Consider the following 13,732-nt stretch of genomic DNA (forward strand, 5'->3'; position numbering starts at 1 on the left):
CTCACGTATCGCGACTGCCCCTATGACGGGGGTGACGACTGCACGGGTCTGACCAGGTGGCAGACCTCTCGGCCGCGTAGCGCTTGAGGCTTCGGACCATCTCGCGTCGAGTCTTGCCCGCCTTGCTGCGGCGTTCGTCGTAGTCCTGGGTACGCGGGTCAACGCGCAGGCGAGTCTGCACGATCCGGTGCAGGGCCGCGTTCGCTTGCCGGTCGCCGCCCCGGTTCAGGCGACGGTACTGCCGACTGCCCGAGGAACGCTCGGCCGGGATGACCCCGCACAGCGCCGCGAAGGACGCCTCACTGCTCAGGCGTTCCGGGTTGTCCCCGATCGTGATCAGCAAAGTGACGGCTGTGTCCGGACCGATGCCCACTACCTCAAGCAACCGGGGAGCGTGGCGTTCCACCAGCCGGGTCAGGCGGCCTTCCAGGTCCCGGACTTCTTCGCTGAGCTGCCCGATGCGCCGGGCCAGCAGACACAGGGTGACGTGGGTGGCGTGGAGCACCGCCCCTTCGTCGGCCTCGTGGTTCAGGCTGTCGTCGACGAGCCCGGCGCAGGTGCGGATGAGCTCTGCGTTGCCCAGCCCGGACAGTTCCTCCCTCAGCTGCGGATCGGCACGGATGAGGACGGCCTTGAGCTGGTTGATCGCCTGGGTGCGGGCCTTGACCGCCGAGTCCTTGGCCAGCTTGTACATCCGGGCGATCTCCACTGGCCCGTCGCCCGTCTTGGCCTGGGCGCGCGCCCGCCCGCTGAGCACGGCCCGGGCTGCGTTCTCGGCATCGAGCGGGTCCGACTTGCCGCGCCGCCGGCGGTCGGCCCGGTCGAACCGGTTCACTTGAAAACGTCCACGCCCTGGGCCAGCAGGTAGCGGGACAGGGCAGCTCCGAAGGAACCGGTCCCTTCCACTCCGGCCCGGCGCACCGTACCCGACGCCCTGGCCCATCCCAGCAGGTCTCGGTATCCAGCCGCGGTGGCCGGGAACTCCTTGGTGCCGATCACTTCCCCCACCAGGGAGAGACAGCGGTCACATGGGCATGCGTGTCCACTCCCAGGACCACCTCCCTCGCCGACCGGCGGCGACGAGAACGCGAAGCGGGAGGTGTGCCGATCACGCTCGTTCCCTTTCAGGCCGACGGCTTATCGCGTAGCCGGCACCGGGCGTGCGGACGGTCAGCCGCGGGAAGAAAGACGCCGCCTACATCCGTAGGGTCATCTCGGCGCAGCGCAAGCTCAAGTTGGTCAGCAGGGGCGTGCTGCTGTTCTCGATCTTCCCGCCGGCGTGGCTGATCGGCACCGCCGGTCTGTCCGTGGCGAAGATCATGGACAACATGGAGATCGGCCACAACGTCCTGCACGGCCAGTGGGACTGGATGCGGGACCCGAAGATCCACTCCACCACCTGGGAGTGGGATCACGTCTCGCCGTCCGACCAGTGGAAGCACTCGCACAACGAGCTGCACCACACGTACACCAACGTGATCGGCAAGGACAACGACCTCGGCTACGGCATCATGCGCGTCGACGAGGACCAGGAATGGCAGCCGTTCCACCTCGGCCAGCCGCTGTGGACCTTCATGAACATCAGCCCGGCCGGCTCCGACCCGACGATCATCCTGGTCGCCGGCGGCGCCCGCAACTACCTGGCCACCAACAACATCACCGCGAACGTTGGCGTCAAGGTAGTCCTCGACGCCTCCTCCGCCGAAACAAAGCTCCTTTACACCCCACAGAACTCTCAAGTGCAGGCGTTCACCACCAACTACTCGCTCGTCGCCACGCCCTGAACGCATCCTGCGCCCAGGCGCAGGACTGTGGGGCGGTTCCGTGGAGCGTCTTCGACACGCATGGAGGCGGGCGGGCCGCGCACAGAGGAACGCGGAGGGTACCAGCGGGTGTCGCGGGCTCGGAACCGAGCCGGGCATCCGCTGCCCGGCGCTGACCGCCGTCCGCGCCGCTGCTCGCTCGCATTCCGACCGGCAAGAGGCAACCGAACGAGCGCGTCTGCCGACGGGCGCCGCACCGCTCGCCGCGACGGCCTGGGAGCCGCCTGCCGTCCCAGTGGCCGCGGCAGCCCGCTGAGGTACCTCGCCGCCCCAGGCTCGGCACCTTCGTGTAAGTGACCAAGGCACGCCGGCCATGCGCACCGGCTGGTGCCTCCAGTGGTGCGCAGAGGGATCAGCTCGGACGTCAGGACGCCTTTCCACGCCCCGGCTACCCCCTGTTTTCTTCGCTGCATCACAAAAATAGCCGAGGGGAGGCGCACCCTCAAGGACCCTGGGCTCGCATCAGCCTTCTACGACCTCCCGCCTGTTGCTTAAAGGGGAAGCCGCCCGCCAGCCGCCCGCCAGCTCCCTGGGTCACGGTTGCGTAAACCCCTATTTACTTTCTTGACGCACAAAAATAGCCAGGACACACTCCCGTCATCCGCAGGCAACCGGTCGAGTCGCACCGGCCCTGCCCACTGACGGACGGAGCCTTGCCATGGCACTTTCCCGAAGGGCCCTTCTCTCCGGCGCCGCAGCCGGAGCGGGCCTCGTGGCCCTCGTCCCCGCCTCCCCGGCCCTCGCCGCCGAACCGGCCGCACCCGGCCTGCCCGCCCAGCGCACCGGTCTCCGCAGCCTGCCGGTGGCCGGCCGCAACAGCGTCTTCTCCCGCTCCGGCGCCGGCCCCCTGTACTGGAACATCTACGGCTGGGCCTTCCCGCACAACGCTCCCATCCCCGAGGACGAGTGGCAGGCCAACATCGACTGGCTGGCCCGTGACTTCGCCCCGTACGGCTACACGATGGCCTGCACCGACGGGTGGATCGAGGGATCGAGCAGGACGACCGAGCACGGTTACGTCGTCAGCTACAACGACTCCTGGACCCACGACTGGGCCTACTGGGCGCGCTACCTCGAGGACCGCGGTATGCGGCTCGGCGTCTACTACAACCCGCTGTGGGTGCACAAGGCCGCCGTCGCGGACCGCGGCAAGACCGTCGTCGGCCGACCGGACGTCAAGATCGCCGATCTCGTCGTCGACGGTGACTTCTTCGCGTCCGACATCGGCGGCGACAGCCTCTACTGGATCGACGTCACCAAGGACGGCGCCAAGGAATACGTCCAGGGATACGTGCGGTACTTCAAGGACCTCGGCGTCCCCTACCTGCGCGTCGACTTCCTCTCCTGGTACGAGGACGGCCGCGACTCCGGCCTCGGCCGCGTCAACCGGCCCCACGGCCGCGACAACTACCTCACCGCACTGAGCTGGATGAACGAGGCCGCGGGCGAGGACATGGAACTGTCCCTGGTGATGCCGCACCTCTACCAGCACGCCGAGGCGGAGATCCGCTACGGCGACATGGTGCGCATCAACGCCGACGCCGACAAGGGCGGCTGGGAGCGGCTCAGCGGCGGCCGGCAGGACTGGCAGAACATGTGGCCGAACTGGTTCAACCCCTTCGGCGGGTTCACCGGGTACGCCGACCGCTCCGGACGCGGCCAGCTCATCCTCGACGGCGACTTCCTGCGCCTCCACACCTTCGCCAACGACGACGAACGCCGCACCTGCGTCTCCCTGATGACCATCGCCGGCTCCCCGCTGGCCATCGCCGACACCCACGCCGACATCGCCGACCACGGCTGGGCCTACACCAACCCCGAGGTGCTCGCCCTGCACCACCAGGGCCTGGTCGGCAAGCCCTACTTCCACAACGGCACCTCCTACGCCGACGACCCCTCCAGCCGTGACAGCGAACGCTGGGCGGGCCAGCTGCCCGACGGCACCTGGGCGATCGCCCTGTTCAACCGCTCCGACGCCCCCGCCACCCGCGCCCTGGACCTGTCCGCGCTCGGCATCAAGGGCACGGCAAAGGTCCGGGACGTGTGGAAGCGGCAGGACCTCGGCGAGCTGAGCACGGTCACCGTCGAACTGCCCGCCCACGGCTGCCTGTTCGTCACCGTCGCCCCCACCGACCGCTGCCGCTACCAGGCGGCGTTCGCGGCGTGGGGCGGCGGTGCCGGCTTCGCCAACTCGCTGCCCGGGCACGAGGCGATGGGCTACGCCCGTATCGCCGGCGAGAACCAGTCGGTCACTTTCACCATCAGGGCACCCCACGCGGGCACCTACCGCCTTGGCGTGCGCTACCAGGCCACGGAGCGGGGCCGGCTCACCCTCGACGCCGAGCAGCCCGATCACACCGTGGTCAGCGCACCCCGCTCGGTCACCTTCGGGGCCACCGGCGGGAAGTGGGCCACCCTCAGCGGTGAAATCAAGCTGGCCGAGGGCGAGAACCTGGTCACGTTCATGCGCACCGCGGGCGACACCGGTTCGATAGCGCTGAACTACATCGACGTCACCGCCCGCTGACGTTACGGCACCCACGCTGGGAGGCACCTGGGATGAGCCCCACCCCGATCCCCTTCTCGGATCTCGTCAGTGAGCAGACCCGCGCGGAGATCTTCGCCACCGTGCTCACCGCCGGTCCGCTCTCACGCACCCAGCTCGCCCAGCGACTGGGACTGGTGCCCTCCAGCGTCACCCGCATGCTGCCGCCCCTGCTCGAGCACGACTACCTGCGGGAGAGGGATGCCGCTCCGCACGGGCGGGGCCGACCGCAGAAACTGCTGTACGTCAACCCCGACAAACACGTGGTCGTCGGTATCAAGATCGGGCCGGCGCTGGTGTCCGGGGTGGTCACCGACATGGCGGCCAACGTGCTGGCCAGGGGCGAGCGACCGATCGACGAATGCCGCCCGGAAACCGCTCTGTCCGCCGCCGCGGCACTGGCCTCGGCGCTGCTGGAGCAGGCGCCGCAGGCGGCGGACCGGGTGTTGGGCATCGGAGTGGGAGTCAGCGGTCACGTCGACTCCGCGTCCGGCATCTGCCGCTACTCCGCCCTGCTGGGCTGGACGAAGGTCGACGTGGCCGGCCCCCTGTCGCAGGCGACGGGCCTGATGGTCACCGTCAACAACGACGTCAACACCCTCGTCGTCGCCGAGCGGTGGTTCGGAGCCGGCCGGGACGTCGACTCCTTCGCCGTCGTCACGGTGGGACCCGGTATCGGTTGCGGTCTCCTGCTGGGCGGCAATCTCTACGCCGGCGCGAGCGGCATGGCCGGCGAACTCGGCCACCTTCCGCTGGACCCGGCCGGCCCGATGTGCAGCTGCGGTCGCCGCGGCTGCCTCGAGGCGCTGGCCGGCGACCGGGCCGTGCTGCGGCACATCCAGGACGGCGGCATCGCCGACTGCACCACCATCACCGACGCCATCGCCCTGGCCCGCGGCGACCACGCCGCCGCCCGGACCGTCGCCCGCGCCGCCTTCACCGAGGCCGGCGCCGCGCTGGGACGGGGACTGGCGGGCCTGTGCAACCTGCTCAACCTGCAGAAGATCATCATCGCCGGCGAAGGAGCCGTGGCCCACGATCTGTTCGGCCCTGCCATGCAGCAGGCCCTCCAGACGTACGCCTTCTCCGACGCCGCTCGCGACTGCGAGATCCACATCGACCCGGTCACCCATGACCTGTGGGCGCGCGGCGCGGCCTGCCTCGTGATCCGCGAAGCCGTCGGCTCCGCCATCTCCTGACGCCCATCCGACGATCACCCCGACACGAGGTTACTGACGTGCTCCTGAACATGCCCGCCGACACTCCCGCCTGGTGGAAGAACGCGGTGGTCTATCAGATCTACCCGCGCTCCTTCGCGGACTCCAACGCGGACGGCATCGGCGACCTCCCGGGGATCACAGAGCGTCTGGACTACCTGGCAGAACTCGGTGTCGACGTGCTGTGGCTGTCACCCGTCTACCCCTCCCCCCACGACGACAACGGGTACGACATCAGCGACTACCAGGACATCGACCCCGTGTTCGGCACGCTCGCCGACTTCGACCGGCTGCTGTCGGCCGCCCACGCTCGCGGCATGAAGCTGGTGATGGACCTGGTCGTCAACCACACCTCCGACGAACACCCCTGGTTCACCGCTTCCCGTGACGGCGGCCGGGAAGGCCCCCGGCGTGACTGGTACATCTGGCGCCCGCCTCGCCAGGGCATGGAGCCGGGCACGCCGGGCGCGGAACCCAACAACTGGGGATCGTTCTTCTCCGGGTCCGCCTGGACCTTCGACGAGGCGTCGGGCGAGTACTACCTGCACCTCTTCTCCCGCAAGCAGCCCGACCTGAACTGGGACAACCCCGAGGTGCGGCAGGCCGTGCACGCCATGATGCGCTGGTGGCTGGAGCGGGGGGTGGACGGCTTCCGCATGGACGTCATCAACCTCATCTCCAAGGACCCGGCCCTGCCCGACGGGATCGTCCCCGAGGGCGGCCGCTTCGGGGACGGCAGCCCCTTCTACGTCTGCGGGCCACGCATCCACGAGTACCTCGCCGAGATGCACCGCGAGGTGTTCGCAGGCCACCCGCGTCGGCTGCTGTGCGTCGGTGAGATGCCCGGCGTCACGGTCGACGAGGCGAGGCTGTTCACCGACCCGGCCCGGCGGGAGCTGGACATGGTCTTCCAGTTCGAGCACGTCGGACTCGACCAGGGACCCGGCGGCAAGTTCGACGTGCGCCCCCTGAAGCTGAGCGACCTCAAGGCCAGCCTGGGCCGCTGGCAGACCGGTCTGGCCGAGGCCGGCTGGAACAGCCTGTACTGGAACAACCACGACCAGCCGCGGGTCGTCTCACGTTTCGGCGACGACAGCGACCCCGTCCTGCGGGCGCGTTCGGCCACCATGCTGGCGACCGTGCTGCACCTGCACCGGGGCACGCCCTTCATCTACCAGGGCGAAGAACTGGGCATGGTCAACGCCCCGTTCACCTCCATCGACGACTTCCGTGACATCGAATCCCTCAACCACTACCGCGAGCAGCGTGCACTGGGCGTCGACGAGGAGAGGGTCCTGGCCGGGCTGCGAGCGCGCGGCCGCGACAACGCCCGCACGCCCATGCAGTGGGACACCACCGACCACGCCGGCTTCACGGCCGGTGAGCCGTGGATCGCGGTCAATCCCGACCACCGCCATGTCAACGCCAAGGAACAGCTCGCCGACCCCTGCTCCGTCTTCCACCACTACCGCCGGCTGATCGACCTACGTCACACCGAACCCGTCGTGACGGACGGCGACTTCCGGATGCTGTTGCCCGACGACGAGCAGATCTACGCCTTCACCCGTGCCGACGACACCACCGAACTCCTCGTCCTGGCCAACTTCACGGGCTGTTCCGTGCCGGTGACCGTCCCCGACGGCTGGCAGGGCACCGAACTCCTCCTCGCCAACATCCCCATGGCAGCACCGCTGACCACCCACCACACCCTGCTGCCGTGGGAAGCACGCGTTCACCGCCGCACCGCTCCTTGAGCCGGTCCGTCCCTCTACCGCAAGGAACCCGCCATGAGCAACAACTCTGTCCTGGTCTCCCGGCGCCGCATGCTGACGGCAGCGGCCTGCCTCGCCCTGATAGCTCCGCTGGCCGCGGCCTGCGGTGGTTCCGGCACCGCCGCCGGGGAGGGCAAGACTCTCCGGCTGTGGCACTACGAGGAGCAGGGCGGCGCCCTGGACAGGGCGTGGGCGGCCGCCATCGACGAGTTCAAGAAGACCCACCCCGGCGTCAAGGTCGTCTTCGAGCGCAAGACGTTCGAGCAGATCCAGCAGAACGCCGGCATGATCCTCAACTCCGACAGCGCGCCCGACGTCCTGGAATACAACAAGGGCAACGCCACCACGGGTCTGCTGGCCAAGCAGGGCCTGCTCACCGACCTGACCCCCGTCGTCAAGGCACACGGCTGGGACAGGAAGATCAGCGAGAACGCGTCCGTCACCGCCCGCTATGACACGAACGGCGAGATGGGTGGCGACAAGTGGTACGGCGTTCCGAACTACGGCGAATTCGTCCTCGCGTACTACAACGACGACCTGTTCAAGAAGTACGGCGTCGCCAAGCCCACCGACCTTGCGAGCTTCGAGGCGGCGCTCGCCAAGTTCAAGAAGGCCGGCATCACCCCCCTCGCCAACGCGGGCAACGAGTACCCCGCCTCCCACTGGCTCTATCTGCTCGCACTGACCAAGGCGAACAAGACCTGGGTCGACGACTACCAGCTCTACAAGGGCAAGACCGATTTCCACGGCCCCGAGTGGACGTGGGCGGTCACCAAGTACAAGGACTGGCTGAAGAAGGGCTACTTCGACAAGAAGGACGTCGGCCTCAAGGGCGCCGACATGAGCGAGCAGTTCGTCTCCGCCAAGCGTCCGATCATGGTCAGCGGCAACTGGTTCTTCGGCGGCTTCACCCACGACATCAAGAACTTCACGTGGTCGGTCGCCCCCTACCCGGGCGCCACGATGACCCTGGGCTCCGGCGGCAACCAGTGGGTCGTCCCGACCAGGGCCCGGAACAAGAAGCTCGCCGAGGACTTCATCGACATCACGATGTCGGACAGGGTCCAGAAACTGATCGGTGAGAACGGCAACGTGCCGATCGCCGTCAAGCCCGACCAGATCAGCAACGCCCGCTCGAAGCAGCTCATCGGCGCCTTCGACCGGTACGAGCACTCCAACGGCCTGGCCTTCTACCCGGACTGGCCCGTCCCGGGCTACTACGACGCCCAGGTCGCCGCCACCCAGAACCTCATGAACGGCGCGAGCACCGACACCGTCCTGGACGAACTCGCCGCGCCCTACGACAAGTACGTCTCCACGCGGCACTGAGGCTCATCCGCCGGGCCCCAACCCACCGGCCGGCACCCGTCCGGGGGCGGCGGCGCCTCCTCCCCGCCGCGTCGCCGCCCCCCACCCCCAAGGAGCAACCGTGAAAACCCAACGCCGCCCACTTCCCACGGGCTACGCCGTCTTCCTCCTGCCGGGCCTGCTGCTGAGCCTGCTGTTCCTCGTCGTTCCGCTGGTGATGACGTTCGCCTACAGCTTCACCCGGTGGACGGGCATCGGCCCCGCCGCCTTCACCGGCATGGACAACTACACCCGCCTCCTGCAGGACTCCGACTTCTGGGCGTCCTTCCGCAACATCGGCTTCGTCATCGTCGGCATGGCCGTGGCCCCCACCCTGCTGGGCCTCTTCCTCTCCGCCCTGCTCTTCGACTACGTCGGCAAGAAGCACGGCGACCGCGTGGTCACCCTCCTGCGTTCCGGCCTCTACCTCCCCCAGGTCATCCCGGTCGCCGTCACCGGCCTGATGTGGGGCTGGATCCTGGCCCCGGAGGGCGCGGCCAACAGCCTCCTGGACAAGATCGGCCTGAAGTCCCTGGCCCAGAACTGGCTCGGCGACCCCGAACTCGCCCTGTGGGTGGTCCTGGCGGTCCTGGTCTGGATGCAACTGGGCTATCCGCTGGTGCTGTTCCTCTCCGGCCTGCAACGCATCGATCCCGAACTGTACGAGGCCGCCGACCTGGACGGCGCCTCCTGGTGGACCCGCTTCACCCGCATCACCGTCCCTCTGCTGCGCCCGGAGATCTACGTCGTCCTCGTCACCACCACCATCGCCGGCCTGAAGGTCTTCGCCCAGATCTACGTCCTGACCGGCGGCGGACCCGGCAACGCCACCCTGGTGCCCTCCTACTTCGCCTACCAGAACTTCTTCGAGCGCGCCGACGTCGGCTACGGTTCCGCGATCTCCAGCACGATGACGCTTCTCGTCCTGGTCATCGCCGCCACCACCCTGACCCGCCAGGCCCGCGAGGACGGATGACCATGAGCACCGACACGACGACACCCCAGCCCGTGGCAGCCCCGGAAGCCGCCCGCGAAGAATCCGGGCCGACCACGCAGGGCCGCAAAGCCGCCGGCTCCCGGCGCACCCCATTGTCCTGGGCGACGCTCATAGCGGTCGGCGTCTTCACCCTCGTCTTCCTCGCGCCCTTCCTCATCATCCTGCTCAACTCGTTCAAGACGAGCGGCGACTTCCGCTCCCACGGCTCACTCTCCTGGCCCGGGAGCTGGAACTGGGGCGTCATTGCGGACGTGTGGCAGCGAACCGACTTCACACAGAAGCTGCTGAACAGCGCCGAGACCAGCCTCGGCGTGGTCGTCATCGCCGTCGTCCTGGCCCTGTTCAACGCCTACGCCCTCGGCATCGGCCGTATCCGATGGCGCACGGCCTTCCTGGTCTTCTTCCTGGGCGTGAACGTCCTGCCCCAGGAGGGCCTGGTCTACCCGATCTACTACCTGTTCAAGGAGCTCGGCCTGTACGACGGGAAGCTCGGCTACACACTGCTGATCGGCATCACCTACAGCGCCTTCGGCACCTATCTGCTCTCCTCCGTGTACAGCAGCTTCCCCCGTGAGCTGATCGAGGCGGCCTCCCTCGACGGCGCCGGCCGCTGGACCATCCTGTGGCGCATCGTCCTGCCCATGAGCTGGCCCACCTTGTCCGTGATGTGTGTCTTCTTCTTCGTCTGGAGCTGGAACGAGTTTCTCTACCCGCTGGTCCTGCTCGTCTCCAACGACCACCAGACCGTCCCCCTCGCCCTGGCCGGGATGCGCGGCCAGTACACCAGCGACCCCACCGCCCTGAGCGCCGCGGCCCTCCTCGGCGTCGTCCCCATGGTCGCGTTCTTCCTCATCTTCCAGCGCTCACTGACCCGCGGCGTCACCGCAGGCGCGGTGAAGTGAGCCGGCACGCCCCGGCCCGGTTACCTGGACGCTCTCTCCAAGCCCGCCCTCCCGCCACAAAGAGACGGAGCCTCGATGAGGAAACACAGCGAGACCGTACGAGACAGGAGACGCGGACCTGCTCCGGCCCGGCGCCGCCGGTCGGCCCGGATGCGCTTCGCCGTGGCGGTGACCACCGCGCTGGCCATACCGGCCATCGTCCAACCGGTGACGGCCTCGGCCGGCTCGGACATGGCGCCTGCCCGTCCGACACCTCACCGGTGGACCTGTCGACAAAGGTGGACCTGACCGCGGCCAAGGCCGCGAAGGCCCTGCGACGGTCCTCTCCGGCAACGCGCGGTTTCAGGTGCTGACCTGCAAGGTGGTACGCCTGGAGTACTCCACCAAGGACTTCCTCGACCTGCCCAGCTTCAACGTGCTGAACCGGCAGTTCACCGTGCCCCACTACACCACGTCCGAACAGGACGGCTGGCTGCCGTTGCGTACCGATGACCTGGTGCTGCGGTACCGGATCGGCTCCGGGCCGTTCACTGCCGAGAACACCCGGGTGACCCTGCTGCGCCGGCCGGCCGACGGCAACACCGAAATCACTCCCGGCTGTCCCGGCGAGTGCACCTTAGGCCGAGGACGAGGCGGACGAGTCCGACCCGCGTAGACGAGAGCGGCGGCGGATCCGGCGCAGGCGCCGGGTCCGCCTGAGGCCGCCCGGCTCGGGCGTTCGTGCGGCGGGCTGACCAGCAAGGTCCACCTGATCCGCAGGACCCTACGACGTACCTCCAAGCAGCACCACGCGGCTGACATGTCGACGCTGAAGGCTTTCTACACGGCTGCGGCCATAGCGCCGCTCCGGCCAGACCTCACGGCAAGCGGTTGCCCCTGTCTACCAGCTGATTGAGGGGGCCGTCTGTCAGGGTCGCACGCTGGTCCGTCACGACGGGCAGCCGTGACAGCGCCGCGGGCTCGATGAGTTGCGTTTGGCTGAGGACCGATGCCTGGTCCCAGTAGATGTGCTCGCTCGAGATCAAGGAGCCCTCGAAAGTCACGATGGCGATCACGGCGATGCTGACGGGGCGCCCAGTCGGGGCCACCCCCGGAAGGATCCAGGGCACCTGGCTGTCATGGGTGAACGAGATCAGCATTTCATCGACGATGCGGTCGCGTCCCGTGGTGCGGCTCAGCGATGTGATCGTGAAGTCCTGCGGATTGTGTCCTACGAACCAGCGGGCGTAGAAGTCCCGGACGGCCAGCCTGCCGCGGGCGCCCATGGCTGTGGGCACATGGAGCACCTCAGGTGAGTCCGTCATCGTGGCCATGGCCGCATCGACATCGAGCGTGACGAATTCGTTGCTGATATGGAGCTCCCAGATGCGCTCCAGGTCCTGGGCGGCGGTCACGAGCAACCTCCTCGAGGTCAGACAGCTGGCCGCACCGATCTTTTACCGCGCCGACGCGCGCCTGGCCGAAACACGCCGAGCGGGACCAACCATGTTGAGCGGATCTCCCGACGCGAGCCGCGCCCACCTCCCCCGGCTGGCGCCCTTGCGGTCACGGCCGAGGTCTGGCTCCGCCGACTTAACCCACGGCGGCCGCCCCAGGGCTCTACTGCCAGCCGCGAGGGGGTGATCTGGCGATTCCGCACCGGCAGAAGAAAGGCAGACGTGGCGGCAGGCCCGTCACCCACAACGCCAATCTCTACCGCGACCGCAACACGGTCGAGCGGGCCATCAACAAGATGAAGGACTGGCGAGGCATCGCCACCCGCTACGACAAGACGCTTGCGCGAGCATCCGGACCGGGTTCCTTCCTGGTGAGGGGCAGGGGAGGTGCCGGACCTGCGCCGGGGACCGGGAGCGTCACCGAGTCGCCGATCTCCTTCTGCGGGCCGGAGAACAACAAGTGCGGAGACGCAGTCAGCGGGGACATTCCGACCAGAAGGCCCGCTGCCGTCGGCAACGGCGCCCCGGTAAGCGCGGACTACCGGGCCAATTTCTTTACCGCGAACCCAAGCGTGAAGGCGAGTAGCGGATAGTGGGTCCACCATGCAGTGGAGCGACAGGTTCTGAAAAGATACCCCGGGCTATTCACCATTGACGAACTCAACGCACCGAAAAACCTGCGGGGGATCCCGAGCAGCGTCAACAGCGAGCTCCACCTAAGCCGCATACGAAATTCTGTGGAACGGCTTTTACAACACTCATCCGACGGCCACGAGGCAGGAGATTTTGGACTATGCTACGTTCATCGACGATTTCGTGGGTGGGGAATTCGAGCCTCGGATCCGCTAGTTGATCGAATGTTGTATCCTGTTGCGGAGTGAAGCTTGAGTGAAGGGAATCCCCAGTGTGGAAAGACGTTGGCTGCCGAGGCCTACGTCGGCGCTACATTCAGGGACCCTGTCCTTTCCGTCGACCTTGAGGAAGCGGAGCGCTCGCTGGGGGAATCCCTTCCACAGGAGCTGAAAAACCTCTTGTCGGAGACCGACGGAATCACTGGACGCACGAGTTCGGACGCCGTTTGGTCCTTGGAAAGAATTGTCCGGGACAACCTGAGATTCCGTCGGGAACGCTCCTTCGTCGAGCTCTACATGCCCTTCGATCCATTTCTCTTCTTCGGCGACAATGGAGGCGGGGACCAGTTCGCCTCGTGCTGCGCCCGGCGCGACCGGACATCTTCGTTTGGCAGCACGAGAGCGACAGTCGCAAGTGGGTCGCCAACAATTTGCAGGACTACCTTTCCCGCCGACTGAACCAGGGCGGGGATGACTGGTACGAAAGCTACTAGCAGGGGTGGCGGGATATCAGGCCGCCCAGCGCAGCGAGAGTCGGCCAAGCATTCATACTGGTCTGCACCGTCCCAACTCAGTGCAACAAAACGCCTGACAAACCCGGCTGCTAGACACGTTGGCGAGGGCAATCACAAAGGCAGCGGGCCACAAAGCGCCACAAGGATAGGCCGCAGAGGTGCCGACCGCGTCGCCCGACAGCGCAGCCGATCTCACGACGAAGCCGCACCGGAGCCTTCCGGTGCGGCTTCGTCGTCTCACGGCTCCGCGCACAGGCCCCACTGAAGCGGCCCATGACGCGGCCGGCGGTAATGCGGCGGCTCCTGAGAAGGCCACGCCCCAGGACG

At 67.6% G+C, this 13,732-nt stretch carries 12 protein-coding genes and 1 pseudogene; 10 read left to right on the forward strand and 3 right to left on the reverse strand.

Annotated features, from left to right (window positions below; translation table 11 throughout):
- Position 1 precedes the first annotated feature (1 nt).
- Positions 2–835: a transposase gene (locus tag ACF1GV_RS08860; RefSeq protein ID WP_391679376.1), complete on the reverse strand. Its 834-nt coding sequence runs from the start codon at positions 833–835 to the stop codon at positions 2–4.
- Positions 832–1,008, reverse strand: coding sequence for a hypothetical protein (locus ACF1GV_RS08865; RefSeq protein WP_391679379.1), 177 nt, complete (start codon positions 1,006–1,008; stop codon positions 832–834). The genes ACF1GV_RS08860 and ACF1GV_RS08865 overlap by 4 nt, the downstream gene beginning before the upstream one ends.
- A 167-nt stretch (positions 1,009–1,175) precedes the next feature.
- On the opposite strand from ACF1GV_RS08865, the pseudogene ACF1GV_RS08870 reads away from it, so the two are divergent.
- The 9 genes and pseudogenes from ACF1GV_RS08870 to ACF1GV_RS08910 form a co-directional block, all read left to right on the forward strand.
- A pseudogene (locus ACF1GV_RS08870) lies at positions 1,176–1,580 on the forward strand (fatty acid desaturase family protein); the annotation flags it as partial.
- A complete protein-coding gene (locus ACF1GV_RS08875; RefSeq protein ID WP_391679645.1) occupies positions 1,575–1,784 on the forward strand; it encodes a hypothetical protein in 210 nt (69 codons plus the stop codon). The pseudogene ACF1GV_RS08870 and the gene ACF1GV_RS08875, both read left to right, overlap by 6 nt.
- Before the next feature lie 697 nt (positions 1,785–2,481).
- Positions 2,482–4,350 carry a hypothetical protein gene (locus ACF1GV_RS08880; RefSeq protein WP_391679381.1) on the forward strand — a complete coding sequence of 623 codons (1,869 nt, stop codon included), beginning with the start codon at positions 2,482–2,484 and terminating at the stop codon, positions 4,348–4,350.
- 32 nt (positions 4,351–4,382) lie between these two features.
- Complete coding sequence (locus ACF1GV_RS08885; RefSeq protein WP_391679383.1) at positions 4,383–5,567, forward strand: ROK family protein; 1,185 nt, start codon at positions 4,383–4,385, stop codon at positions 5,565–5,567.
- 38 nt (positions 5,568–5,605) lie between these two features.
- Positions 5,606–7,339 carry an alpha-glucosidase gene (locus tag ACF1GV_RS08890; RefSeq protein ID WP_391679385.1) on the forward strand — a complete coding sequence of 578 codons (1,734 nt, stop codon included), beginning with the start codon at positions 5,606–5,608 and terminating at the stop codon, positions 7,337–7,339.
- Between the two features lie 33 nt (positions 7,340–7,372).
- Positions 7,373–8,686 carry an ABC transporter substrate-binding protein gene (locus ACF1GV_RS08895; RefSeq protein ID WP_391679387.1) on the forward strand — a complete coding sequence of 438 codons (1,314 nt, stop codon included), beginning with the start codon at positions 7,373–7,375 and terminating at the stop codon, positions 8,684–8,686.
- A 100-nt stretch (positions 8,687–8,786) separates the two neighbouring features.
- Complete coding sequence (locus ACF1GV_RS08900) at positions 8,787–9,680, forward strand: carbohydrate ABC transporter permease (protein ID WP_391679390.1); 894 nt, start codon at positions 8,787–8,789, stop codon at positions 9,678–9,680.
- 2 nt (positions 9,681–9,682) lie between these two features.
- Positions 9,683–10,603: a carbohydrate ABC transporter permease gene (locus tag ACF1GV_RS08905; RefSeq protein WP_391679393.1), complete on the forward strand. Its 921-nt coding sequence runs from the start codon at positions 9,683–9,685 to the stop codon at positions 10,601–10,603.
- 346 nt (positions 10,604–10,949) lie between these two features.
- Positions 10,950–11,258: a hypothetical protein gene (locus tag ACF1GV_RS08910; RefSeq protein WP_391679395.1), complete on the forward strand. Its 309-nt coding sequence runs from the start codon at positions 10,950–10,952 to the stop codon at positions 11,256–11,258.
- 202 nt (positions 11,259–11,460) lie between these two features.
- On the opposite strand, the gene ACF1GV_RS08915 is transcribed toward ACF1GV_RS08910, so the two are convergent.
- Positions 11,461–11,997, reverse strand: coding sequence for a nuclear transport factor 2 family protein (locus ACF1GV_RS08915; protein WP_391679398.1), 537 nt, complete (start codon positions 11,995–11,997; stop codon positions 11,461–11,463).
- 959 nt (positions 11,998–12,956) lie between these two features.
- Between ACF1GV_RS08915 and ACF1GV_RS08920 the strand changes: the two genes are divergently transcribed.
- A complete protein-coding gene (locus ACF1GV_RS08920; RefSeq protein WP_391679648.1) occupies positions 12,957–13,349 on the forward strand; it encodes an SMI1/KNR4 family protein in 393 nt (130 codons plus the stop codon).
- Positions 13,350–13,732: the final 383 nt, after the last annotated feature.

This window comes from Streptomyces sp. NPDC014006, assembly GCF_043088925.1.
Classification (GTDB): domain Bacteria; phylum Actinomycetota; class Actinomycetes; order Streptomycetales; family Streptomycetaceae; genus Streptomyces.

Excerpts from the sequence above, each read along its gene's own strand:
- ACF1GV_RS08895 (WP_391679387.1), top strand. The coding sequence starts at position 7,373 with ATGAGCAACAACTCTGTCCTGGTCTCCCGGCGCCGCATGCTGACGGCA.
- ACF1GV_RS08880 (WP_391679381.1), top strand. The coding sequence starts at position 2,482 with ATGGCACTTTCCCGAAGGGCCCTTCTCTCCGGCGCCGCAGCCGGAGCG.
- ACF1GV_RS08905 (WP_391679393.1), top strand. The coding sequence starts at position 9,683 with ATGAGCACCGACACGACGACACCCCAGCCCGTGGCAGCCCCGGAAGCC.
- ACF1GV_RS08885 (WP_391679383.1), top strand. The coding sequence starts at position 4,383 with ATGAGCCCCACCCCGATCCCCTTCTCGGATCTCGTCAGTGAGCAGACC.
- ACF1GV_RS08875 (WP_391679645.1), top strand. The coding sequence starts at position 1,575 with ATGAACATCAGCCCGGCCGGCTCCGACCCGACGATCATCCTGGTCGCC.